The sequence below is a fragment of the Enterococcus sp. S22(2020) genome (assembly GCF_020295385.1).
Classification (GTDB): Bacteria; Bacillota; Bacilli; order Lactobacillales; family Enterococcaceae; genus Enterococcus_L; species Enterococcus_L dunnyi.
Genome location: NZ_JACFUD010000003.1, coordinates 45,609 through 68,877 on the forward strand (window position 1 = coordinate 45,609; position 23,269 = coordinate 68,877).

20 protein-coding genes and 1 other RNA gene are annotated in these 23,269 nt (G+C 36.5%); 14 read left to right on the forward strand and 7 right to left on the reverse strand.

Going from position 1 to position 23,269, the window contains the following annotated elements:
• Positions 1–18: 18 nt before the first annotated feature.
• On the reverse strand, positions 19–2,358 hold the full coding sequence (locus H3T55_RS05990; RefSeq protein ID WP_225533764.1) for a PBP1A family penicillin-binding protein: 2,340 nt from the start codon (positions 2,356–2,358) through the stop codon (positions 19–21).
• Complete coding sequence (recU, locus tag H3T55_RS05995; protein ID WP_225533765.1) at positions 2,348–2,989, reverse strand: Holliday junction resolvase RecU; 642 nt, start codon at positions 2,987–2,989, stop codon at positions 2,348–2,350. The genes H3T55_RS05990 and recU overlap by 11 nt, the downstream gene beginning before the upstream one ends.
• Positions 2,990–3,050: 61 nt before the next feature.
• On the opposite strand from recU, the gene H3T55_RS06000 reads away from it, so the two are divergent.
• The 7 genes from H3T55_RS06000 to nth all read left to right on the forward strand — a co-directional run bounded on the left by H3T55_RS06000 (position 3,051) and on the right by nth (position 8,772).
• Positions 3,051–3,593 (forward strand): DUF1273 domain-containing protein, encoded by a 543-nt coding sequence (locus H3T55_RS06000; protein WP_225533766.1) that lies wholly within the window; start codon positions 3,051–3,053, stop codon positions 3,591–3,593.
• A 93-nt stretch (positions 3,594–3,686) separates the two neighbouring features.
• Positions 3,687–4,118 (forward strand): cell division regulator GpsB, encoded by a 432-nt coding sequence (gene gpsB, locus H3T55_RS06005; protein WP_087640325.1) that lies wholly within the window; start codon positions 3,687–3,689, stop codon positions 4,116–4,118.
• A 23-nt stretch (positions 4,119–4,141) separates the two neighbouring features.
• An RNA gene (rnpB, locus tag H3T55_RS06010) (RNase P RNA component class B) lies at positions 4,142–4,544 on the forward strand.
• A gap of 146 nt (positions 4,545–4,690) precedes the next feature.
• A complete protein-coding gene (locus H3T55_RS06015; protein ID WP_225533768.1) occupies positions 4,691–5,854 on the forward strand; it encodes a THUMP domain-containing class I SAM-dependent RNA methyltransferase in 1,164 nt (387 codons plus the stop codon).
• Between the two features lie 12 nt (positions 5,855–5,866).
• Entirely contained in the window at positions 5,867–7,366 is a 1,500-nt protein-coding gene (locus H3T55_RS06020; protein WP_225533770.1) for a carboxypeptidase M32, read from the forward strand.
• A 30-nt stretch (positions 7,367–7,396) separates the two neighbouring features.
• Entirely contained in the window at positions 7,397–8,113 is a 717-nt protein-coding gene (locus H3T55_RS06025) for a DnaD domain protein (RefSeq protein WP_225533771.1), read from the forward strand.
• An 11-nt stretch (positions 8,114–8,124) separates the two neighbouring features.
• On the forward strand, positions 8,125–8,772 hold the full coding sequence (gene nth, locus H3T55_RS06030) for an endonuclease III (protein ID WP_087640322.1): 648 nt from the start codon (positions 8,125–8,127) through the stop codon (positions 8,770–8,772).
• 113 nt (positions 8,773–8,885) lie between these two features.
• Here nth and H3T55_RS06035 read toward each other — a convergent pair whose 3' ends face one another.
• A complete protein-coding gene (locus tag H3T55_RS06035) occupies positions 8,886–10,688 on the reverse strand; it encodes a glycerophosphoryl diester phosphodiesterase membrane domain-containing protein (protein ID WP_225533772.1) in 1,803 nt (600 codons plus the stop codon).
• A gap of 90 nt (positions 10,689–10,778) precedes the next feature.
• Positions 10,779–11,378, reverse strand: coding sequence for a TVP38/TMEM64 family protein (locus H3T55_RS06040; RefSeq protein ID WP_162288323.1), 600 nt, complete (start codon positions 11,376–11,378; stop codon positions 10,779–10,781).
• Between the two features lie 287 nt (positions 11,379–11,665).
• Here H3T55_RS06040 and H3T55_RS06045 point away from each other — a divergent pair, with 287 nt between their 5' ends.
• The 5 genes from H3T55_RS06045 (at position 11,666) to rplS (ending at position 15,533) form a co-directional block, all read left to right on the forward strand.
• The gene (locus tag H3T55_RS06045) at positions 11,666–13,033 is read left to right on the forward strand and encodes an Nramp family divalent metal transporter (protein WP_087640319.1); all 1,368 of its coding nucleotides are present in this window, start codon (positions 11,666–11,668) and stop codon (positions 13,031–13,033) included.
• Between the two features lie 94 nt (positions 13,034–13,127).
• Positions 13,128–13,652 (forward strand): ribosome maturation factor RimM, encoded by a 525-nt coding sequence (gene rimM, locus H3T55_RS06050; protein ID WP_225533774.1) that lies wholly within the window; start codon positions 13,128–13,130, stop codon positions 13,650–13,652.
• Positions 13,642–14,379, forward strand: coding sequence for a tRNA (guanosine(37)-N1)-methyltransferase TrmD (gene trmD / locus H3T55_RS06055; RefSeq protein WP_176372805.1), 738 nt, complete (start codon positions 13,642–13,644; stop codon positions 14,377–14,379). The genes rimM and trmD overlap by 11 nt, the downstream gene beginning before the upstream one ends.
• A 20-nt stretch (positions 14,380–14,399) precedes the next feature.
• Positions 14,400–15,047 (forward strand): chloramphenicol acetyltransferase, encoded by a 648-nt coding sequence (locus H3T55_RS06060; protein ID WP_225533775.1) that lies wholly within the window; start codon positions 14,400–14,402, stop codon positions 15,045–15,047.
• Between the two features lie 138 nt (positions 15,048–15,185).
• Positions 15,186–15,533 carry a 50S ribosomal protein L19 gene (gene rplS / locus H3T55_RS06065; RefSeq protein ID WP_010772344.1) on the forward strand — a complete coding sequence of 116 codons (348 nt, stop codon included), beginning with the start codon at positions 15,186–15,188 and terminating at the stop codon, positions 15,531–15,533.
• Positions 15,534–15,701: 168 nt separating this feature from the next.
• Here the strand turns inward: rplS and H3T55_RS06070 are convergent, their stop codons facing one another.
• The gene (locus H3T55_RS06070) at positions 15,702–16,580 is read right to left on the reverse strand and encodes a helix-turn-helix domain-containing protein (RefSeq protein WP_225533776.1); all 879 of its coding nucleotides are present in this window, start codon (positions 16,578–16,580) and stop codon (positions 15,702–15,704) included.
• A 278-nt stretch (positions 16,581–16,858) separates the two neighbouring features.
• Positions 16,859–17,467 carry a TetR/AcrR family transcriptional regulator gene (locus H3T55_RS06075; RefSeq protein ID WP_225533777.1) on the reverse strand — a complete coding sequence of 203 codons (609 nt, stop codon included), beginning with the start codon at positions 17,465–17,467 and terminating at the stop codon, positions 16,859–16,861.
• 368 nt (positions 17,468–17,835) lie between these two features.
• On the opposite strand from H3T55_RS06075, the gene H3T55_RS06080 reads away from it, so the two are divergent.
• Positions 17,836–20,772 (forward strand): bacterial Ig-like domain-containing protein, encoded by a 2,937-nt coding sequence (locus H3T55_RS06080; RefSeq protein WP_225533778.1) that lies wholly within the window; start codon positions 17,836–17,838, stop codon positions 20,770–20,772.
• Positions 20,773–20,993: 221 nt separating this feature from the next.
• Positions 20,994–21,398, forward strand: a complete 405-nt coding sequence (locus tag H3T55_RS06085; RefSeq protein WP_225533779.1) for a DUF7006 family protein — start codon at positions 20,994–20,996, stop codon at positions 21,396–21,398.
• A 258-nt stretch (positions 21,399–21,656) separates the two neighbouring features.
• Here the strand turns inward: H3T55_RS06085 and H3T55_RS06090 are convergent, their stop codons facing one another.
• Positions 21,657–23,102: a helix-turn-helix domain-containing protein gene (locus H3T55_RS06090; protein ID WP_225550128.1), complete on the reverse strand. Its 1,446-nt coding sequence runs from the start codon at positions 23,100–23,102 to the stop codon at positions 21,657–21,659.
• Between the last annotated feature and the right edge of the window lie 167 nt (positions 23,103–23,269).

The window sequence follows — 23,269 nt, forward strand, 5'->3', positions numbered from 1 at the left end:
CAGACATTTTTTATTCAATCAACCTGATGAAGAACGGCCAGATCGAGAAGCATTATTTTGTTCAGGTGGTGCTGATGATTGCTCCGGCGGCACTTCAGTCGAAGTGATAGGTGGTTCTTCCGTCGACGATGGTGTAGGCGGTTCAGGTGCTTGTGTAGATGAAACAGGCGCGTCACTTGATTGTGAAACGGGTGTTTCTGATGATGGTACTGTTGAACTGCTTGAGGTTGGCTCAGAACTTACAGGTGCTTCCCAAGAGGTTGAAGAAGTATAGCCTGTGTTAGAAGGCAACAATTGTTCTTCGTAAGCACCTTTAACATAGAGTTCACTACCAGAGCGAATCACGCTATCAGGCATTGTCCAATCATCCGTTGCTGTTCCTTCAGAAAGATAAGTCATCATTTCACGATAGACAGAAGAAGCAGTGCCCCAGTATTCGAAAGGAATAGGGGTCAAACGGTTCCTGTAGCCTGTCCAGACAGATACGGCATAATGAGGTGTATAACCTACGAACGTGCTGTCAGGTGCAATGCTGGAAGATTCTGAAGCGCCCATTTTAACAAGATCCTCATCCGTGTAGTTGGCCGTTCCTGTTTTACCCGCTTGGACAAGTCCGGGAACAGCTGCATTGAAGGCCGTTCCGCCGTTTATAACGTCTTTTAACATATCGGTCATCATATAGGCAGTAGAGTCTTTCATTGCACGATGACTTTCCGTTTGAGTGACCTCTTCAGAGCCATCTTGATAGACGATTTTATTTACATAGTAGGGCTTATTGTAGACACCCATGTTTCCAAATGCGGCATATGCTGCAGCTAATTTTAAAGAAGAGACTCCGTATTTATTTCCACCGAGTTCACTTGTGTTACTGGAAATCGCGTTTGCAGCAACGATATCTTTAAACTCAATGCCTAAACCTTTCAGAAATTCAGCAGACTTATCGCTACCAACTGCATCAAAGGTTTGAATGGCGGTAGTATTACGGGAGTACATGATCGCTTTACGCATCGTCAATGCACCGTAATATTGCATGTCTGCATTTGTAACTGGAATATTAGTTCCTTCATAAGTTGTGGGTTTATCCATCATGATTCGACCCGTAGAGTAATTTAGATTTTCGATTGCAGGACCGTAATCAGCAATTGGTTTCATCGTTGATCCTACATCACGATCGGTTTCATTAGCAAAGTTAGTACCTAATTGAACATCATCGGGGATGTTACGTCCGCCGATCTGCGCTTTGACTTGTCCTGTTTTTACATCAATAACAGTTGAAGTTACTTGGAAATCTGCATCTGGATAGTCCACATACTGATCTGTATTGATGATATCGTAGAGATGCTTTTGTGCATTCATGTCAAGGTTTGTATAGATATCTAACCCGTCTGTATAAATATTTTTGCCCATCGCTTCTACTTCATCGATCACTTCTTTAATATAGTTGTCTACGATCTTACGATTATCGTTTGACTGTTTAAGTGGCTGTAATCCGTCATCGATCGGTGTGGCTTTGGCTTCATCATATTCCTTTTGCGTAATTTTTTCATTTTCTTTCATCGTATACAAAACAACATCACGTCGTTCTTTCGCAATATCAGGTTTTACATAAGGATCATAGTCGTTTGGTGCTTGCGGCATTCCTGCTAATAAAGCTGTTTGAGGAAGCGACAGCTCAGATAAAGTTTTGCCATAGTAAGTTTGGGCTGCAGTCTCCATACCGTATAGACCATTAGCCATATAGACCTTATTGATATAATACGTCAAAATTTCCTCTTTTGATTTTTCTTTTTCCAACTGGATCGCCAACCAAGCTTCCTGAGCTTTTCTCTTTAAGTTTTGATCTTTTTCAGAGGTTGAAAAGTAAGATAGCTTGATTAACTGTTGTGTCAACGTACTACCACCTTGAAGACCACCTGTTTTAAAGTTTGAGAAAGCTGAGCCTAAGATCCGAATGGGATCTACACCACTGTGTTTATAGAAGCGCTTATCCTCAACCGATACCACAGCGTCCTTAAGCAGTTGGGGTACATCTGTTGGCTTGATCATTTCCCGTTTTTCCGCACCCAGTTCTTCAAACACTTCATTATTGATATCGTAAAGTTTTGAAGAGACAGTGGCACTTAATTTTTCGTCGTCTAATTTAGGGGCATCTTTTGCGTAAGACCAAAACAGGCCAAGACCAGCAAGTAAGCCGAGAATCCCTAGTATGACTAGTCCTAAGAAAATTTTTAGCAGAATTCTTTTTTTCTTAGGCTTTTTTCCGCCAGCAGAAGGCGGAATGCTTTCCGCACTGTTCGGGGCAGGGGCAGGTGAATGCCCATGTCTTGCAGCGCGTGATCCTATTTCATCAGTTGTCATTCATTGCAACTCCTTTATTCGATTGTATGTATTGTTCTACTGCGTCCAAATAAGGAACTCTTGGCGCAATTCCAATTTGGATCTCAATTCCCTCTTTTTCGATCATTGCTAGAGGTAGAGACTTTTTTCCAGTGATTTCTTGTTCCGACCAATAACTCACTAGCGCCTCACCACTAAAAAAGAAACATCTATTCAAAGATGAAAACCACAAGAGAACAAAGCAAATTCCTTTTTGAGCCAAACATTGCCTAATATGGTCGATCTGGTGTTGGTGAAAGTTTTTAAAAGGAAAAGAGGTCTTGTTTTTCGTTTCCTTCGCTTCAAAATCCAGATAGTATCCATTATATACACCATTATAGTCCGTCGTGGAGGCCTGTCTAAAGTAAGCTTCTTTGATGACTGCAGCGCTTCGACTAGGATAGTCCACTTTGACGATTTGGACGGGTGTCGGTTTTTTATGAATGACTGCAATAGTGCGAGCAAGGTAGTATGCATTACTTTTATTGATTTCTTCTTCAAAGTCCATACCGCGTTTGCCAAACTGAATCGATTTTTGTTTTTTTACTTGTCTTTTTGATTTCGGTGCTTCATGATTGTTATAGGGAGTACCATTAGGATAATGAAAAGCCATTTCTATCACACTCCTAGCAAATATTATAACAAAAAATCTTTATGAAAGAAAAGGAATGTCTATGGAAAACGTAAAAACACTTTATGTGACTGGATATAAAAGCTTTGAAATCGGGGTTTTTCAAGACAATGACCCAAAAATTATAGTTATTAAAAATGTCTTAAAAAGAGAAATTATGGGGTTTTTGGATGCTGGTTTAGAGTGGGTTTTAGTTTCAGGCAACCTTGGGACAGAAATTTGGGCAGCAGAAGTTGTGGCTGAATTGAAAAATGATTACCCAGAATTGAAGCTTGGGGTCATTTATCCTTTTAAAGAATTTGGCAGTAACTGGAATGAAAAAAATCAAGCAAATTTGGAAAAAGTCGAACGTCTTGCAGATTTTGTTGATTCGGTCAGTCACCAACCTTATCAATCACCAGCGCAGTTAAAAATGCACACTCGATTTTTATTAGAGCATACAGGAGCCAGTTTATTGATCTACGATCGGGAATACCCAGGAAAAACAGAGTATTTCTTAAAAGATGCGACTCTTTTTTCTGAGCAATATCCTTATGAAATACGTCTGATAACGATGGATGATTTACAAAACTCGATGGATTGGTGAGAATCTGTTTGATTTTCTGACGATTTTCCGATACAATAATGCTGTTGAACTATGAACTTTTATCCTAATCAAAGAAAATAATGAGGTGTAAGTATGGCAAATTTAGTATACAGTCCAAAAGATATTTTACAAAAAGAATTTAAAACTAAGATGCGCGGGTATGATCCGGTTGAAGTTGATGAATTTTTAGATAACGTAATCAAAGACTATGAAGCTTATAATAAGGAAATCTTAACTTTACAAGAAGAGAATAACCGCTTATTAGCTAAATTAGATCAAGCATCTAAAGTCCAACAAGCAATGCCTTCACGTAGTACACCAGAAATGCCTAAGAGTGCTGCTGTTACAAACTTTGATATTTTAAAACGTCTATCTAACTTAGAACGTGAAGTTTTTGGAAAAAAATTAGATGATACACCAGCTTCAAATCCAATTTCTGGTATGGGACAAACTCCTTCATATGAAAGTAATTTCCATAATTCTTATGAACGTGATGTCGATCATTCAGAAACACGTCAATTTTAATTGACCTTATTTATACATGTGTGATTTTCGGGTGATCGCGGTTTGATTTATCAAGCTGAGGAAAGTCCATGCTCGCACAGACTGAGATGTCTGTAGTGTTCGTGCTTAGCGAAAACATAAGCTAAGGTACTTGGATACATCAAAGCTGCTTAGGCGGATTTTATGTATTAGAGTAACGGCAGGAAAAATGACTAAGGTTTCGGCTATGTCAGAGTACCCTTGAAAGTGCCACAGTGACGAAGCAATTTTGGAAACGGAATTGGTGGAACGCGGTAAACCCCTCGAGCGAGCAACCCAAACAATGGTAGGGGCGCTCTTCTAAAGGAAATGAACGAGTAGAAGAGGCAGAATGATTTCTGCAGATAGATGATGACCATCGATTGTTTTTCCCTGAGAAACAGTCGATACAGAACATGGCTTACAGAAAATTACATGTAATCAGGATGACCTTCCAACTTTGTTGTGAAGGCTTTTTTTAAAGATGGAAGTAAAAATAGTAGAAAATCTGACAAATGAGGGGAACAAAACGTAGGATATGTTGACTTTTTGTTTCAACTTCAAGAGGAGTTATCATGACAAAAGAAAGAACATTCAAGCTTGTAGCCACAGCTGCAAGTGGGTTAGAAGCGCTAGTAGGAAAAGAATTACGTGATTTGGGGATTCCCTGTCAAGTTGAAAATGGAAAAGCATTATTTGAAGGAACGATGGAAACGATCGCGACAGCCAATCTGTGGCTGCGTACCGCTGATCGTATAAAAATCATCGTTGGTGAATTTGATGCATTGACCTTTGATGAATTGTTTGAAAAAGTCAAAGCCTTGCCTTGGGAAGATTATTTGCCGATGGATGCAGAATTTCCTGTTGCTGGAAAATCGATCAAGTCTAAATTGTACAGTACACCAGACTGCCAAGCGATCACTAAAAAAGCGATCGTTAATCGTTTAAGAGAAGTTTATCATCGTCCAGCGTCAGTGCCTTTAGCTGAGTCTGGAGCCTTTTTTCAGCTGGAAGTAGCACTATTAAAGGATCATGTAACACTAACACTTGATACAACGGGACCAAGTTTATTTAAACGAGGTTACCGACTTGAAAAAGGCGGAGCACCTTTAAAAGAAAATATGGCGGCAGCATTAGTCACTTTAACGAATTGGCGCAAAGACCGTCCTTTTTATGATCCTGTTTGCGGATCTGGTACGATCTGTATCGAGGCAGCGTTGATCGGTCATAATATTGCTCCAGGATTTAATCGCGAATTTGTTTGCGAAACATGGAATTGGTTTGATCCAGCTGTATTCGAAAAGGTTCGTATTGAAGCAGATGAAAAAGCAGATTATGATATTGAATTGGATATCACAGGTTCAGATATCAATGGGAAAATGATCGATATTGCTAGAGCAAATGCTGAGGAAATCGGTTTGGGTGATTCTATCACGTTTAAACAGGTTGCTTTAAAGGATTTCTCGACTGACAAAGAATACGGTGTTATCGTTGCCAATCCTCCATATGGAGAACGTTTAGGAGAAGAAGAATCTGTTCGTAAATTGTATAAAGAAATGGGCGAAGTCTTCCGTCCGTTGAAAACTTGGAGCAAGTATATTCTGACTAGTGATCTAGCTTTTGAACAGTATTATGGTGCTAAAGCAACAAAAAAACGTAAATTATACAATGGCGCATTGCGTACAGATTTATTCCAGTATTGGGGAGAAAGACCGCCAAGAAAACCAAGAGAAGAGTAGGTGGATGAAAAAATGAAGGAACAAGAATTTCTACAAGAAGTAAAAGAAATCGAGTTATTGAATTCTGCATTAGGTTTATTAGAATGGGACAGTCAAACAGGGATGCCGGAAGCAGGCAGTGGATTTCGTGGTGAAACAGTAGGCTACTTATCCGGTATGTCATTTGAGCGTAGTGTAGGACCGAAAATCCAAGAAGCGCTAAGCTATTTTGACGAGCATCCAGATGAATTATCAGAAGTCGGGCTGGCAGTTTATAAACAAGTCAAAGAGGATTATGAATTAAATCACAGCATTCCTCCTGAACGTATGCAGGCGTATAATACAGCATTGACTAATGCGCATGCAGCATGGCTCAAAGCTAGAAAAATGAAAGATTTTGGTCAGATGAAAGCTGAAATCCAAACGATCATTGATTTTCTAAAAGAGTTTATCCCTTATTGGAAAAAAGAGGAAGCAACAAATTACGATGTTCTATTGAACCAATATGAACCTGAACTAACAGTGGCAAAGTTAGATCAAATCTTTGCTCAAGTCAAAACTGGGATCATGGAGATCAGAGCGACGATCGCTGAAAAAGGAACAGCACCTAGAACAGACTTTTTATCCAGAAAGGTGACAAAAGAGCAGCAGCGAAAATTTGTCATAGGAGTAGCAGAACAGTTAGGCTATGATTTTTCTCGTGGTCGTTTAGATGATACGGTTCATCCTTTTATGTTGGATTTGAATCGAAATGATGCAAGAATCACTACACGCTGGGATGAAACAAACTTTTCAATGGCGACTTTTGGAGTTATCCATGAAGCGGGACATGGTATTTATGAACAAAGTATCGATCCAAAATATGATTACACACCGCTTTCTACCGGTGCGTCAATGGGGATCCATGAATCGCAGTCATTGTTTAATGAAATCATCATTGGCAGTAATAAGCAGTTTTGGGAAAAGCAATTTCCGTTCTTCAAAGAATGTACAGAAGGAACATTTGACGATATTACATTCGCTGATTTCTATGATTCTTTGAAAGAGACCAAAGCCAGCTTGATTCGAATCGAAGCAGATAGTCTGACTTATCCGCTTCATATCATCATTCGCTATGAAATCGAAAAATTGATTTTTAATGAGGATATCTCAGTAGATGAATTACCAAAAATCTGGAATGACAAATATGAAGAATATTTAGGGATTCGTCCGGAAAATGATCTTGAAGGAATCGTTCAGGATGTACATTGGTCTGGTGGTAGTTTTGGCTATTTCCCATCTTATGCACTTGGCTATATGTATGCAGCGCAATTGCGTCATGCAATGGAGAATGATGTTGAGATCAATAAAGTTCTAGCAAGTGATGACTACTCACCGATCAAAAACTGGTTGACTGAACATATTCATCAATATGGGGCTTCAAGAAAACCAAATCAGTTGATCAAAGATGCAACAGGAGAAGAATTGAATCCGCAATATCTGATCGATTACATGAAATCTGTTTATTATGATGTTTACAAAATCAATGAGTAACTAATTAAGAAAAGAAAGTAGGGAGCAGTTATGTTATCAATCAATCAATACCTGCAAGCCGGTGAAACGACTGTCTCCAATTTAGTAATAGAAAATTATCAGAAAATCGGCTTAACAGATGAAGAATTCCTCTTTTGGCTGCAATTATTCCGTTCACAAGCTAAAGGAGATCTTTTTCCAGATTTAGCTGAAATCAGTCAGATCATGAATAAGCCCATGGAAGTCATCTATAAGTTATTGAATCAGCTCGTTTCAAGAGGATTTCTAACGATCCAGACAAAGCAAAATGAGCAGGGACAAATGATGGATACGTATGATCTACTGCCAATTTTTGAGAAAATTTCTTTATTACAGGAAAAACAGATAGAACAAGAGCAGGAGCATTCATCAGAAGAATCGATCAAGCAATTGTATCAAGGATTCGAGAAAGAATTTGGTAGACAGCTGTCTCCGATCGAACTAGAGATGATTGGACAGTGGTTGGAAACTGACCATTATCAACCTGAATTGATCAGGCTAGCTTTAAGAGAAGCAGTCTTGAATCAGGCGTATAGTTTAAAATATATCGATCGTATCTTGCTGGCTTGGGAACGTAAAAATATTACGACAAAAGAGCAAGTGGCTGAAGATCAAAAACGACGGAAACAAGCATTGATCCAAAAAGAAATCGAGCAGCAAGGTGCTGCAAATGAGCCTGTACCTAAAGTTACCCTTCATAATTGGCTCAATCCGGAAGATAACGAGTAGGAGGTAGATACATGCTTTCCAAAGAGAAGACAATGGAAGCTATCGAAATTATGTATGACATGTTTCCAGAAGCGGAATGTGAGCTTACACATCAAAATCCATTTCAGTTGTTGATTGCGGTCATTTTGAGTGCTCAAGCAACAGATGTTTCCGTAAATAAAGCAACACCCGCATTGTTTGCTGCTTATCCAACACCAGAAGCATTAGCTAATGCGCCGATCGAAGGAATCATTGAAAAAATCAAAACGATTGGTTTGTATCGCAACAAAGCGAAAAATATCAAAGCTTGTGCGGCACAATTATTGGAACAGTTTGACGGGAAAGTACCAGAGACCCGAGAAGAATTGATCACATTACCTGGTGTCGGTCGAAAAACGGCAAACGTTGTTATGGGAGATGCTTTTGGTGAGCCAGCTATCGCTGTGGACACCCATGTTGAAAGAGTGTCGAAACGCTTACGAATTTGTAAATTAGATGCCAGTGTACGAGAAGTAGAAGACACGTTGATGCGTAAGATCCCTAAAGAGTTATGGGTGAAGACACATCATACGATGATTTTTTTCGGACGCTATCATTGCTTGGCACGTAGCCCTAAATGTGAAGTTTGCCCGCTTTTATATCTGTGTCAAGATGGTAAAAGCCGAATGGGCAAGAAATAGTGAAAAATGCGATGCAAAAGTAAACTCTACTTTTGCATCGCATTTTTATTTTGAATAAATCGTAGGAACCAAGCGGAATTGCTTTGTGATTCACAAAAATATCTTTCTGATAGTTATCCAATACCTATAACGAAATGAAGTAATTTGTCTGAATAAGTCAATTCATCGACATCTGTTCGAATCGTTTCATTCAGCAATTTTAGTTTATCAGTAATGATACCGTCGACCCCATAAAACATCATGCGAGTCATCGTGTCTTCATCATTTGCTGTCCAGGCATAGACCTTTTTCCCATCGTTGTGTGCAGCATTGACAAAATTTCTGTTCAACGTGGTATATTCCATAGTGAAGAAATCAACATTAGCTACTGGTGGACCAACGATATTGAATGGTAGGATATAACCGACATAAAAGTTAGGCTCTTTTTCTTTGAGCTCTGTTGCTGTATTGAAGGTCAATGTTTGAATAATGTGTTCTTCTTTTAAGATGATATTTCGATATTTTTCAATAAAGCGATCGACTAAATCTGGACTATCTTGTTTGGTTGTTTTGATTTCTATAAGAAGTTTTTGATTTAACTGTTTTGCTTTAGCTAAATAATCATCGAAGGAACAAACAGGTGCCTGCATCCCATTTTCTGTCACTGTTAGTTTTTCTAATTCTGCCAAAGTCAGTTCATTTGGGCGTTTATTGACACCGGTCAAATTTTTTAAATTGAAATCATGAAAAACGACAAACTGTTTATCTTTTGTTTCTTGAACGTCCATTTCTACATAACTTGGCTTTTCTAAGCTAGTCTTCTCGAGAGCTGTCAATGAATTTTGAACACCGTTTCCATCATCTACCCCTCTATGAGAAAGGGTCAACGGTTCTTTTATAGAAGGATTACTTAAATAATTAGTATTATACGTGCCGACACCAATACCGAAGATTGTAGCAATAAACACGAATGAGCCGATTTTTAGGGCTGTCCATTCTCTATGAGAAGGTTTTTTCTGGGTAAAGAACCATTGAGGGATCTCAGGTAAGAATCCTTCGTCATCCATATAATCGATCGTGATATAAAAGATCCCGACGGTAGAAAAAATAATATTCAGCAGTAACACAAACTGCAATAAGGTCATGGCAACGACAGCACTGACTAAAGCATATTCAGGAAATGCTGCTTCAATGATTGCTTGAGCGCTGAGGATCACCGTATAACTTAAAACAAAAAAGACTAAAATACTACCGCCGATGACAATAAATTGACCAAGGATCCGGAAGAAATGATTTTTGGTCGAATGCCAACTTTCTTTGACTGCCTGACGAAACGGTACGTCTCTTAAAATCATTTCAGGAAGTGCGAAGATCAAACGGATCGAAAGATAAAAAAAGAGTAAGTAACCCAAAAGAACGAGCGCTATGATCGTTACACGATTCGCAAAAATGAAATCCATGATAAACGCGGGTATTTTGATTTTTGCCAATAAATCTGAATTGAATCCTAAACCGCTAAGGGGTAAAACCAAGAAAAAATAAAACAAAAAGAATAAGATCGTACTGAAGCGAATTTTTTTTAATTGAAGAAAAGTACCTTTTAATAAATTTGAGAGAGAAATCGGTTGCTTTTTCTTAATAAAAAAGATACTTAAAAGTAAAAATGTAAATTCAAAAAAAACTGCGATCACAATCAAAACTAAGATCAACAACAAAGCGATCAACACACCAGGGTGCTTTTCAAAAATGATCGGAATCGTATCATAAGACAAATAATTGATTTGACCTTGTCTTAGAATAAATCGCGTAGAGCTTGCCAGAAAGGGCAGTAAGATAAATAACATGAACCCATGCATCAATAGAACATCGCGGAAATAAGCTGATGTTCCCGAAAAAAAATCAATCATATTTTTGAAACTGTTTTTTAAATATGTCACTTTCCATCCATCCTTACAACACTAAAATAAAAGAAGATAGAACACAAGCTGCATTCTATCTTGATCGTTTCTATTATACATTTTTAGAGCTTAAAAGCCCAACAAACCGTTCAAAAAAGTACCGCCGTAAATCAATGCTAAGCTATATAAGAAGATAGAAACTGGTTTAGCTAAAATAATGATCAAAGTAAATTTTCTTAAAGACATTTTTGTCAAACCAGCCATTAAACACAAAGCATCATCGGGAGCGATCGGTAAGAAGATCGCTAAGGCGAATAGCCGCTCAAAACGTTTTTCATTATCCAACCAGCCGATATACTTGTTATATGTTTTATCACTAACTAGACTTAAAATAAATGGCTTGCCATATTGTCTACCAAGAAGAAAAATGATGACAGATCCAATCGCGATCCCCACATAGTTATAGATGAAGCCTGCAAATGGGCCGAAAATCAAAACGCCAGCGGCACAACTGATGCCACCTGGAATGATCGGGATCACCACTTGGATGATTTGGATCAACATGAAAACGATCGGTCCCAAGATGACTGAGTCACCGACTAAACCTCTCAATGCGTCAACATCTTTAAACACACCTAACCGCATGAAATAAATCGTTACAGCAATTGTCGCGATAATTCCAACGATCGAAATGCAATTTATAATTTTCCGTGAAAGTGCGATGCTCAATTCTATCATCTCCTTAAAAGTAACTATCTATAGTATAAAATTCTTATTAGTAATTTACCATTGTTAATTCCAAATTTTTACGAACAAAGTTGTAAGAACTAACTTACTAAACATATTATACAAATAAAAGGTTCAAAAAAACATCCTACTTAAGTCTTAATTAAAAAAATGAATGATTCTGTTTACATCTATGCATGAGAGGATTATAATAAACTTAAGAATTATGGTGTACCTAAAAATATAATAAAAGGAACCTTAGGATTGATAAATGGAAGAAGGATATAAGTATGAAAAAAGAGCACACTGAAGCAGAAAAAATATTGAATTATGCCAATGGTCCCAGTCTAGAAGAAATCAATAATACAGTGGAAGTCCCAAAAGATGCGAGCTTTTGGCGAACTCTTTTAGCATATAGCGGACCTGGTGCTCTCGTTGCAGTCGGATATATGGACCCAGGGAATTGGATCACATCGATCGCTGGTGGTGCTGAATATAAATATGCATTGCTAAGTGTCATTTTGTTATCTAGTTTGATTGCTATGCTTCTTCAAAGTATGGCGGCAAAATTAGGAATCGTAACAGGCCGTGACTTAGCGCAAGCAACACGAGAACACACAAGTAAAAAGACAGGTTTTATTCTATGGATCATTACAGAGCTTGCGATCATGGCGACAGATATTGCTGAGGTCATCGGTGGAGCTGTAGCATTGCAATTATTATTTGGATTTCCACTGCTGATCGGTGTTTTGATCACAACGTTTGATGTATTATTATTACTATTACTGACGAAATTAGGTTTTAGAAAAATCGAAGCGATCGTAGCCTGTTTGATAGCGGTCATTTTCTTTGTTTTTGCGTATGAAGTAGCGTTAGCTGATCCAATGATCGGTGAGGTTTTACGTGGATTTATCCCAGATCCTAAAATCGCAAGTGATAAATCGATGCTTTTTCTAGCACTGGGAATCGTTGGTGCAACGGTGATGCCGCATAATCTGTATTTGCACTCCTCGATCGCTCAAGCGAGAAAATTCGATCGTAATGATGATGCGGAAAAAGCTAAAGCCATTCGTTTCACTATTTGGGATTCGAATATCCAACTAACGGTCGCTTTCATCGTAAATTGTTTATTGTTGATTTTAGGTGGAGCATTATTTTATGGAACAAATAGTGATTTAGGGAAATTCGTTGATCTATTTGATGCATTAAAAAATCCTGATATCGTAGGGAATATTGCCAGCCCGGTATTGAGTATTTTATTTGCGATCGCCTTACTTGCTTCTGGGCAAAATTCGACTATCACAGGTACACTTTCCGGTCAAATCGTGATGGAAGGATTTATTCATCTGAAGATGCCTTTATGGATGCGTCGAGTCGTGACACGATTGCTTGCGATCGTTCCTGTGATCATTTGTGTGATTCTTTATGGAGGGAGAGAGTCAGCGGTTGAAGACTTACTATTATATACACAAGTCTTTTTAAGTATCGCCTTACCAGTATCGATCATTCCATTGACATTGTACACGAGTGATAAAAAAATCATGGGAAAATTTGCTAACCCGATGTGGGTCAAAGTACTTGCGTGGATCATTGCGATTGTATTGACCGCCTTGAACCTATTCTTGATTTATGGAACACTGACTGGTATTAATGCATAGTTAATAAAAAAAGATTGAATGATAGATGTAGATAGAATTCAGTCACTGGAAATGGTAAAATGAAAAAGACAAAAATTTGAAATGAGGGCTTTTCGTGACTGAATATTTAAATGTTGGAAAAATCGTTAATACCCAAGGATTAAAAGGAGAAGTACGAGTGATTTCTCAAACGGATTTTCCAGAGCTTCGCTATAAAAAAGGGACGACGTTAACACTATTTCAAGAGAAGAAAGAACCAATTGAACTAACGATCAACACACACCGTAAACATAAAAATTTTGATATCGTGACCTTTGAAGGACATTCATCTATCAATGATGTAGAGAAGTATCGTGACGGTATCTTGAAAGTATCAAAAGAGCAATTAACAGATTTGCCCCAAGATGAATTTTATTATCATGAAATCATTGGACTGACTGTGATCGATGAGAATGAAAAAGAGCTTGGCAAAATCAAAGAGATTTTATCACCTGGAGCGAATGATGTATGGGTAGTACAGCGTCCTAAGAAAAAGGATGCATTGATTCCTTATATCGAATCCGTTGTTAAGTCTGTCGATTTAGATCAAGGTATTGTCCGTGTGGAGATCCCAGAAGGATTGATCGATGATGAAGATTGATGTATTGACACTGTTCCCAAGAATGTTTGAAGGTCCGATGGGGGAGTCGATCATCGGTAAAGCGGTAGAAAAGAACTTGCTTGAGATCAATGTCTCTAATTTTCGTGATTATTCAGATAACAAACATCAATCTGTAGATGACTATCCTTATGGTGGTGGAGCGGGAATGCTGTTAAAAGTTCAGCCTATCTATGATAACTTACAGAGTATCGAAGAATTGTCGCCAGAAACGAAAAAACGTGTGATTCTTTTAGATCCTGCTGGAAAGCCGTTCGATCAAAAAATGGCAGAAGAGTTTTCTAAAGAAGAACATCTTGTCTTTATTTGCGGTCATTATGAAGGTTATGATGAGCGGATTCGATCCTTAGTGACAGATGAAGTTTCTTTAGGTGACTATGTGTTGACAGGGGGCGAGTTAGGGGCGATGGTGATGATCGATGCAACAGTTCGTCTATTGCCGGATGTTTTAGGAAATAAGTTGTCCGCTCAAACAGATTCTCATTCAACTGGGTTATTGGAACATCCTCAATATACTCGTCCAGCGGAATTCAATGGGATGCAAGTGCCGGAAGTGTTGACAAACGGCAATCATAAATTGATCGACGAGTGGCAGCAAAAAGAGTCTTTAAGACGAACACTAAATCGTAGACCTGATATGCTTGAGAAAGTTGATTTAACACCTCAACAGGAAAAATGGTTGGAAGAACTTCGTAATGAAATAGAGTAGCTTTACAGGAGGTTACAGAAATGGGCGTAACGGCAACAGTCATCGATCAAAAAACATGGCAACGGAAAGAGCATTTTGACTTTTTTTCAAGAGCTGCAGATTCACCTTTGTATGATGTGACGACACAACTGGATGTGACTCATTTTTATGAGTATGTGAAACAAAACGAGCTATCTTTTTACTACAGCATGATTTATGCAACAACGACTATCATGAACCAAATTGAAAATTTCCGTTATAAAATACGAGGCGAAAAAGTTTTTTTGATCGATCGTTTAATTCCAAGTTTTACAGACTTAAAACCTGACAGTGAATTATTTCATATTGTGACTCTTGATCTAGAAGAAGAGCTGCACGCCTTTGTCGCTAAAGCAAAAACGGTCAGTTCAGAACAGCAGAGTTACTTTCCTGATTCAAAGTATCAGCCAGACGAGATGATCCAGTTTTCTTGCCTGCCGTGGTTTTCTTTCACAAATCTAGGTAATGAATTGAGCTTAGATCGGGATGACTCGATCCCTAAAGTGACATGGGGAAAATTTGAAAAGAGGGATGATCGCTTACTTTTGCCATATTCTGTTCAAGTCAATCATCGTTTAGTCGATGGTCTACATTTAGGCAAACTGATCAATCAACTGCAAGCCTTTTTAGATGAGCTTCCCGTAGATTAAGTAAGATTATCAAGAAAAATCCCTTTACAGCAACATAGATACTGTGTTAAACTATTTCAGTGAGTGTAAAGCGCTCAACTATTACGATATTCCGCTGTGGCAGTGCCATAAGAATGTTTGGAATGAGGAGAAAAAAGAATGAATCCATTAATTCAAGAATTAACACAAGAACAATTACGTACGGATATCCCTGCGTTTCGTCCTGGGGACACTGTTCGCGTTCACGCGAAAGTTGTCGAAGGTACACGCGAACGTATCCAGTTATTTGAAGGAGTTGTTATCGGCCGTCGCGGTACAGGTATCAGCGAAACTTATACAGTACGTAAAATCTCTAATGGTGTTGGTGTGGAACGTACATTCCCATTACACACACCACGTGTTGCCCAAATCGAAGTAGTTCGTTATGGTAAAGTTCGTCGTGCGAAACTTTATTACTTACGTGCATTACACGGAAAAGCAGCTCGTATCAAAGAAATCAGAAGATAAGAAGGCACGGAGCTGTCTTACAATTTTCGAATATGAAAAGCCCTTGTACATCAAGGGCTTTTTTATTTGTTCATTTTTATTCAAGAAGCAAAAAATAGGAGTAATATTCCTTGTAGTTCTGTTTTTTTATAGCTTGGATTATCAATATCTAACTAAAAAGTGTCGTTTTTACAGAGGTTTTACCGCAATCAATTCGATATAGCCTCTTGTACCTATTGGCTCAAGTTGTATTCGGGGATTAGCAGTATCCCATAGATACCCTCTTATCGTCGGATTATATTTTTGAATAGCAAGTTGTAATTCTTCGATTGCTTTTCCGTAAGAGCGTTCATCAAATGGTTCACCTTGAAACATCAGATATTGGGCTGGAGGGAGTTCGATCACGTCAAAATCTTCTGGAATAATACCGTCATAGTCTAAAGAGACTTCAACACCCTGTACATATTCTGAGGTATTTGGTTTACGATAAATAGTTGGCAACCAAAGGCAAATAGGCTCTCCGCAGATAGAAGGAATGCTTTGAAGTAGCCCCCAGACATCACAACCAATTTCCTCGCAATAAGAGAAATAATCTTTAGCTGCGATTCCGCGTTTTAAGAGTACCTTACGAGCAGGTTTGTCTATTAATTGTATAAAGACAGTTTTTAAGTTTTCCATGGTATTATTACTCCTTTCTGTCTGCTTGTAGTTTACACTGTATGGGGTGAATAAATACAAAGGAATCGGTCTAGAAGCATATTCGCTAGGATTACATCCAAATTCCTCAAAAAAAGCCCGTTGGTACCCATCAACGCTTCCAAAGCCCATTTCAAATGCAATATCTGCTATTTTAGTAGGATAGTCTCTTAGCTTTAAAGCAGACTTTGATAGGCGCAGTTTACGAATATATTTCGCAGGAGAAATTCCAGTATATTGCTGAAATAGACGATGAGAATACCATGGAGAAAAGAGTGATACGTTGGATAAATCTGCAAGACTGATTTGCTCAGAGAAATGAGTTTTGATATAGTCTTGCATTCGCTGAACCGCTTCAAGCTGCTCTTGCATAGTTTCACCTCTTTCTTATAGGGCTATTATACATACAATAAAATGAACTTTCTCGACTTTTTTTGCACAATTATCTTCACTAAAAATTAACGATCGTTTATATATTTTTTAGATTACAAAAGTAAAAAAAGAACATGAAATTTTCCTATTTCCCCTTTAAATTGAATGGGGTTAGAAAAGGTACATGTTCTTTTTATTTTTGATCGGTTCAATTTGATGTAATTTGGTTTATAAAAATTATATAACTACTTATTCCTGCCAAGGGAACACTTTTTTATTCATAAGGACTCTACATTTCGTGTATACAATTCCATAAGAGAAGGGGCCAGCATAGTTAAGATTCGTTCTGTAATTTTTTCAGGTGTTTGACAGAAACCAGATAAAAACCACTCTTCTGTGAGTGCTTTTACTCCAGTAGTCATATAAGTTGCATAACTTGCGAGGGTGACTTTATCAAATTTAACGGAAAAGATTTCTGGTAAGGCAATCAGAAAGTGATTGTAGTACGTGGCGTAAAGAATATCCATAAAGTCTACAGGGCTGTGTTCAGACACAAGAGCAGAGATATATTTTCTATTTTCATAGAAAAAAATCATGATTTCTAGGGTATTAGGAAATAAGATATCTTTTATTGCAGTAGAATTCTCCATGTCGACACTTTCTAAAAACGGAAGATTTTTTTTCTGGATCTCATCAAAATTAGTGAGCAAATTCTCAATAAGTACATCAAGTACATCTTCTTTATTTTGGAAGTAATTATAAAATGTAACGCGGCTAATATCGACAATTTTTGTGATTTCCATTATTGATATTTTTTCAAAGTGCTTAGACTTTAATAATTCAATTGTGCAATCGGTAATTAGTTGGGCCATTTCAAGATCATTCATTTCTTATCACTCCTTAAAAGAGCACGAAAAACTCATTTATCAGCCTAATACTACAATGGATAAATAAAAATTTCAATAAATAACCTATTTATAGTCATACATATACAATTTATTGAAAGTTGATTATAAAGTCTATACTTTACAGATAGAAAGAGACTGTAAATTGAAATTTAAATCTAAGCTTGTAATATAGAGGTGTAAAGACATGTTATTTAATGTGGGTTTTACTAATGGAATATTATTTCGAACGTTAAGAAAGTTGTCTATTTTACTGACAAAAACAGCTTGCTAAGTTATTTGTTTTTATATAGGCATTTCCATGTGAAAAATTGAATTTGTTTTTTTATGATTTATAGGAGGAGATCGAAATGAAAAAAAGAATGTTATCGATATTTAGTTTAGTTGTATTAGTCGCATCTTATGCTTCTGGAATAGTTTCTGTGTACGCTGAATCTATAGAAATGATCAAAGAACCAATGGTTTATGGAAGTGAAGAAGAACAGGTTCAAAACGAAGAAGTTTCAACCGAGACCAGTAGCCAAAGTGCTGAAGAATCTATAGATCAGGTGGAATCATCAGATGATGCCTATGATCTTGAGGGAAATGAGTTGAACAGCAGCATTTCCGAAGAAAGAAATGTTGAAACTCAAAATACTACGGAATTAAATGAGTTAAGTGATGATTTATATACAGGGACTTTTGGAACGAGCGATTGGCGAATTGATAGCGCAGGTGTATTACATATTTATGAAGGCGAATTTGCTACGTTGATGAACATTTTTAAAAGTCCTTGGGAACAGTACAGTGATGCAATCAACACAATCGTATTTGAAGGGCCTGTCAAAGCACATAGAAGCTCATACCATTTGTTTGCTAAATTGAATTTAGTGACATCCTTTGTTAACATTTCTTATCTGGATGTTTCCGATGTAGAGATTATGGATAAAATGTTTTCAGAAATGAGTTCGTTACGGGAGCTTGATCTATCAAATTTTGATACGAGCAATGTAACTAGTATGGGTGGTATGTTTTCAGGAATGAGTTCGTTGTTAGAATTGAATGTATCAAGTTTCAATACGGATAATGTAACTAGAATGAATGGTATGTTTTCAGAAATGAGTTCGTTGTTAGAATTGGATGTATCAAGTCTTAACACAAACAATGTAACTGATATGAGAGGTATGTTTTCAAGGACAAGTTCGTTAACAGAATTGGATCTATCAAATTTTGATACAAGCAATGTAACTAGTATGAATGGTATGTTTTCAGGAATGAGTTCACTAACAAAACTAAATTTATCAAGTTTTGATAACAGTAAAGTAACTGACATGAGTTACATGTTCTCAGGAATGATTTCGATATCAGAATTAGATCTATCGAACTTTAAAACTACAAATGTGACTAATATGAGTTATATGTTTTCAGGAATGAGTTCGATGTCAAAAATAGATCTATCGAATTTTGAAACAAGTAATGTGACCAATATGAGCTATATGTTCTCAGGAAAAGATAATTTTTATCCTGGAGCTATGAGTTCTTTGACAGAGTTAGATGTCTCAACCCTTGATACCAGTAATGTAATTAACATGAATCATATGTTTTCGGGGGTAAGCTCGTTGACAGAATTAGATGTCTCAACCTTTGATACTAGTAATGTGGCTTATATGAGTTATATGTTTTCAGAAATGAGTTCTTTACTAGAATTAGATTTAGTGAATTGGGATACTCAAAATGTGATTGATATGAGTTATATGTTTTTAGGAATGAATTCATTGAATAAAATTGATATTACAAATTTTGATACTAGTAATGTAACTAATTTTGTTGGAATGTTTTCAGGTGTAACCTCACTAACTACACTTAAATTGTCAAATTTTGATACAAGCAATGTCAGGAGTATGAACCGTATGTTTTCAGGAATGAGTTCTCTTATTGCTTTAGACATTTCAACTTTTGATACTCGTAGTATAACTGGCGGTACCACGTCTATGTTTTCGGGAATGAATAGCCTGAGAGAAATAGTTTTAGCTCCTAACTTCAAATTTATTTCAGGAGCAATGAGTTCATTTCCAAAGGCACCTTCTGAAGCACCTTATACTGGAAAATGGATGAATACAGGTGATGGAACCCTTAATTCACAAAGTCGAAAATATGTATTTACAGCTGAGGAATTGCAAACAAACTATGAAGGATCAAGTATGGCGGATACATATATATGGGAAAGCGATTTGAGCGGGATTAATGTTCATGATTCAACCATTCAAGTAGGTGAAAGCTGGAATGCAGCAGATAACTTTGACAGTGCAACTGATAAAGATGGAAATTCAGTCGATTTCGAAAATGTGACCGTTAAAGGCTTCGTAGATACAACTAAAGAAGGCGAATACGAAATAAGTTACAGCTATGAAGAAACAACAAGTATAGCGAAAATAACTGTAGAAGCAAAAGAAGCAGTCCCAATCATAAATGTTCAAGACTCAAGTATCCAAGTGGGAGATACTTGGAAAGCAGCAGATAATTTTATCAGTGCATGTGATAAAAATGGAAAGCTGTTAGACTTCAGGGAGATCAAAGTAACAGGAGAAGTGGATACAACTAAAGAAGGCAAATACGAGGTAAGTTACAGCTATGAAGAAACAACAAGCGTAGCAAAAATAGCCGTAAAAGCAAAAGAAGAAGCAGCCCCAATCATAAATATCCAAGACTCAAGTATTCAAGTGGGAGACAATTGGAAAGCCTCAGATAATTTTATCAGTGCATGTGATAAAAATGGTGATCCATTAGACTTCAGTGAAATCAAAGTAACAGGAGAAGTAGATACAGCTAAGCCAGGTAAATATGAAGTAAGTTACAGCTATGAGGAAACAACAAGTATAGCGAAAATAACTGTAGAAGCAAAAGAAGCAGCCCCAATCATAAATGTCCATGATTCAAGCATTCAAGTGGGGGACAATTGGAAAGCCTCAGATAATTTTGATCATGCATTTGATCGCTTAGGTAATGCAGTAGAATTTAGAATGATTAGTGTAGAAGGTAAAGTCGATACAAAAAAAGTTGGGACTTATGAGGTAAAATATAGCTATGATGGAATAAGTGCTGTAGCTAAAATTACAGTGAAGGACAACAAAAAGACACCAGACAAACCATACCGTAATCAAAAAAATACCAAAACGAAAGACAATAAAAAGCAACAACTACCTAAAACAGGAGAAACAACAAGGAGAATCGATACATTCGTTGGAAGTGGGCTTATTCTTGCGACAGTGCTATTTTTAGTAAAAAAGAGAAAAAATAAATGTATTTGATGTGTATAGAAGAAAGCAAGGTCAGAACTAGAAAGAATCTTGGTTAAAATGATAAGAGGGAAGGGACTATAGACAGCTAAACGTTTAAGTTGATTCCCTCTTTTTCTGTTGCATAAAGAAAAAGAAGGAATCAAAGAACGCATTGGAGACTAACCTTCAGTAATTTATACTAATTATCTAGCGGAAATAGTTTCATACAAAGATGTTCAAGGAGGGTGTTTATGAATAATGAGAAAAGTATACTAGAAGAACTTGATTTATTTGTACAGAAGCATCATATTGAAAGGCATTCAAGTTTAGAAAAATATTATTTGAATTTGAGAAGTGATCTAGAAAAGCTCTTGATACCTAATACAACGAAGAATGCGATTCAATCTGCATTGTATTGTTTTCATTTAGAATCAAAGCTGCAATTATTTATATTTTATTTACAGCATTTAGAACAGGGTTCTTTGGATATGAGTGAAGGGGACATTGTAAATAGGATGGAAATAGACTATGCTAACTATTCTACTGAAATAATTTGTACTGAATTGATCGGAGAGGTATCGATTTTGATGAAGCAAACAAATCAAGATAAGACGTACAGCAAGGCAAAAATGAGATTTAGAGGAGTAGGAGATTGATCCTTAAGAGTGTAAATAGTTTACATTCGTGAAAGTTTTCATTCATTTGAAAAATCGCCCATGTCACTATTATTATAGAAGAGATAAGTATAGCTATTTTTTTGTTATTCCTTTTAAATAGACCAGAACGTAACCCAAAGAGTTATGTTTTGGTCTATTTTTTGTCGAGAACACAAGTAAAATCAATCCTCATTACAGTTAGTACGCCATTATTTGCTATAAAAATGATGGATATGAATGTTACTTATCCAACCATGATCAAATAAAATACTCTTTCCAAATAGCAGCATAATCCGTATCTATACTTGCCAATAAATTTAACTGAATAAATTGAAATAATTCGATCCAATTCTTTTTATCATTTACATCATGAAAATAAAAACATTTCTTATTTTGTAAATCAGTTACCGTATCTAATGAATCAGAAATAATCAAATCTGCTTGGTAAAAATCTGTTGTGATTTGAAGTGTTGAAAGATTAAAAACGTTTTCGATCATTTGAGACAAAAGACGTTCTCCTAAAAAGACTTTTGAGAATTGAAAATATATTTTTAAGGTCGAACTACTGTAAATTCGCAGTAATGTGTTGAGAATGATACATGTAAAGATATAATTTTTTTTACTAAATAAGGGGGAAGAAATACTAGGGTTTTTCTTTAGAAAAACTTCGCAAAAGGATGTTACCGCATCCAGTTTCACATGATTATATCTTTCATAAGAGACAGGATAATTATAGCTCACTTTTAAAAGACTGCCGATATCGATGTTGATGAGTGTTATAAAAATTTTATAGATAGAAAGAAAATAGACAGACTCGTAAAAAATACTTTTTGTGTTTTGAAGATCAAATTCGATAAGTAGTTTATTGGTGATAGTTATGATGTTTTTAGAAAAATTCAGTTGGGACACGACTATTTTCTCCCCAGCCACTTGTTTATGGTAGGGGCTAATTGCATGAACAATAAGTATTCTAAAAATGGCATTAAAATAGATGACCTCATTTGTTAAATTTTCAGTGTTCAAATGGTAATTCCGAGTAAAGTATTTTCTAGACTCTAAAAAATCAATATTATTTTTAAGGATATTCATCATTGAAATAAGTTCATCATCCATCTTTTCAAGTCTTTTTTTATTTTTTATGCGAAGGTCTGTGATCGCCATGTAGAACAACACTTGATTCAATTTGCTGGGAGAAGAGAGGTTAGTGTGACTCTTTTTTTGATAATGTAATGATGAAGTAAGTTCATTTTTCGAAATATGATGAAAAGGCCATTCGATCGTTTGATACGCCTCATTCAAAAGAATAAAACTGAAAATTCTTAGTGTTTGTTCATGACCGAGGATTTCCATATTTTCCGTCTTTTTCATATGAGAGATGTTCAATTTAAAAGGGATAAGTTGTCGATTCAATTCTCTAATTATTCTGTAACAATAGGAAGGTGAAATGACTAATTTAGATGATAATTTTTGGATAGATTGAGGGGAGGAAGTCAGGAGAAGGCTTAGTAGCTGGAAATGTAAGGATTCTTTCAAATAAACTAGCTTTAAACGATGATAGATTGTTAAGGTAGAATCGTCTTTATCAAAGACCAGATAGTATTTTTTAGTATCATCTTGTTTCAACTGGCAGGGAATATTTTTTTCTGAAAAATCAGCATTCAACTCATCCAAAGCTCTTTTTAGGCTTGTTCTCGGAATGCTCATTTTAGATAGAAAAGAAGAAAAATCTTTTTTTTTACCGTTGGATAAAAGCATTAAAATTTTCAGTTTGTTATTCTGTTTTTTTAGAAAAAAGTCGATCATAATCAAACTCCTTATAAATTAATATAGATTTTGGGTGTACAGAAATGGCTCATTTTAACCAAATCCGG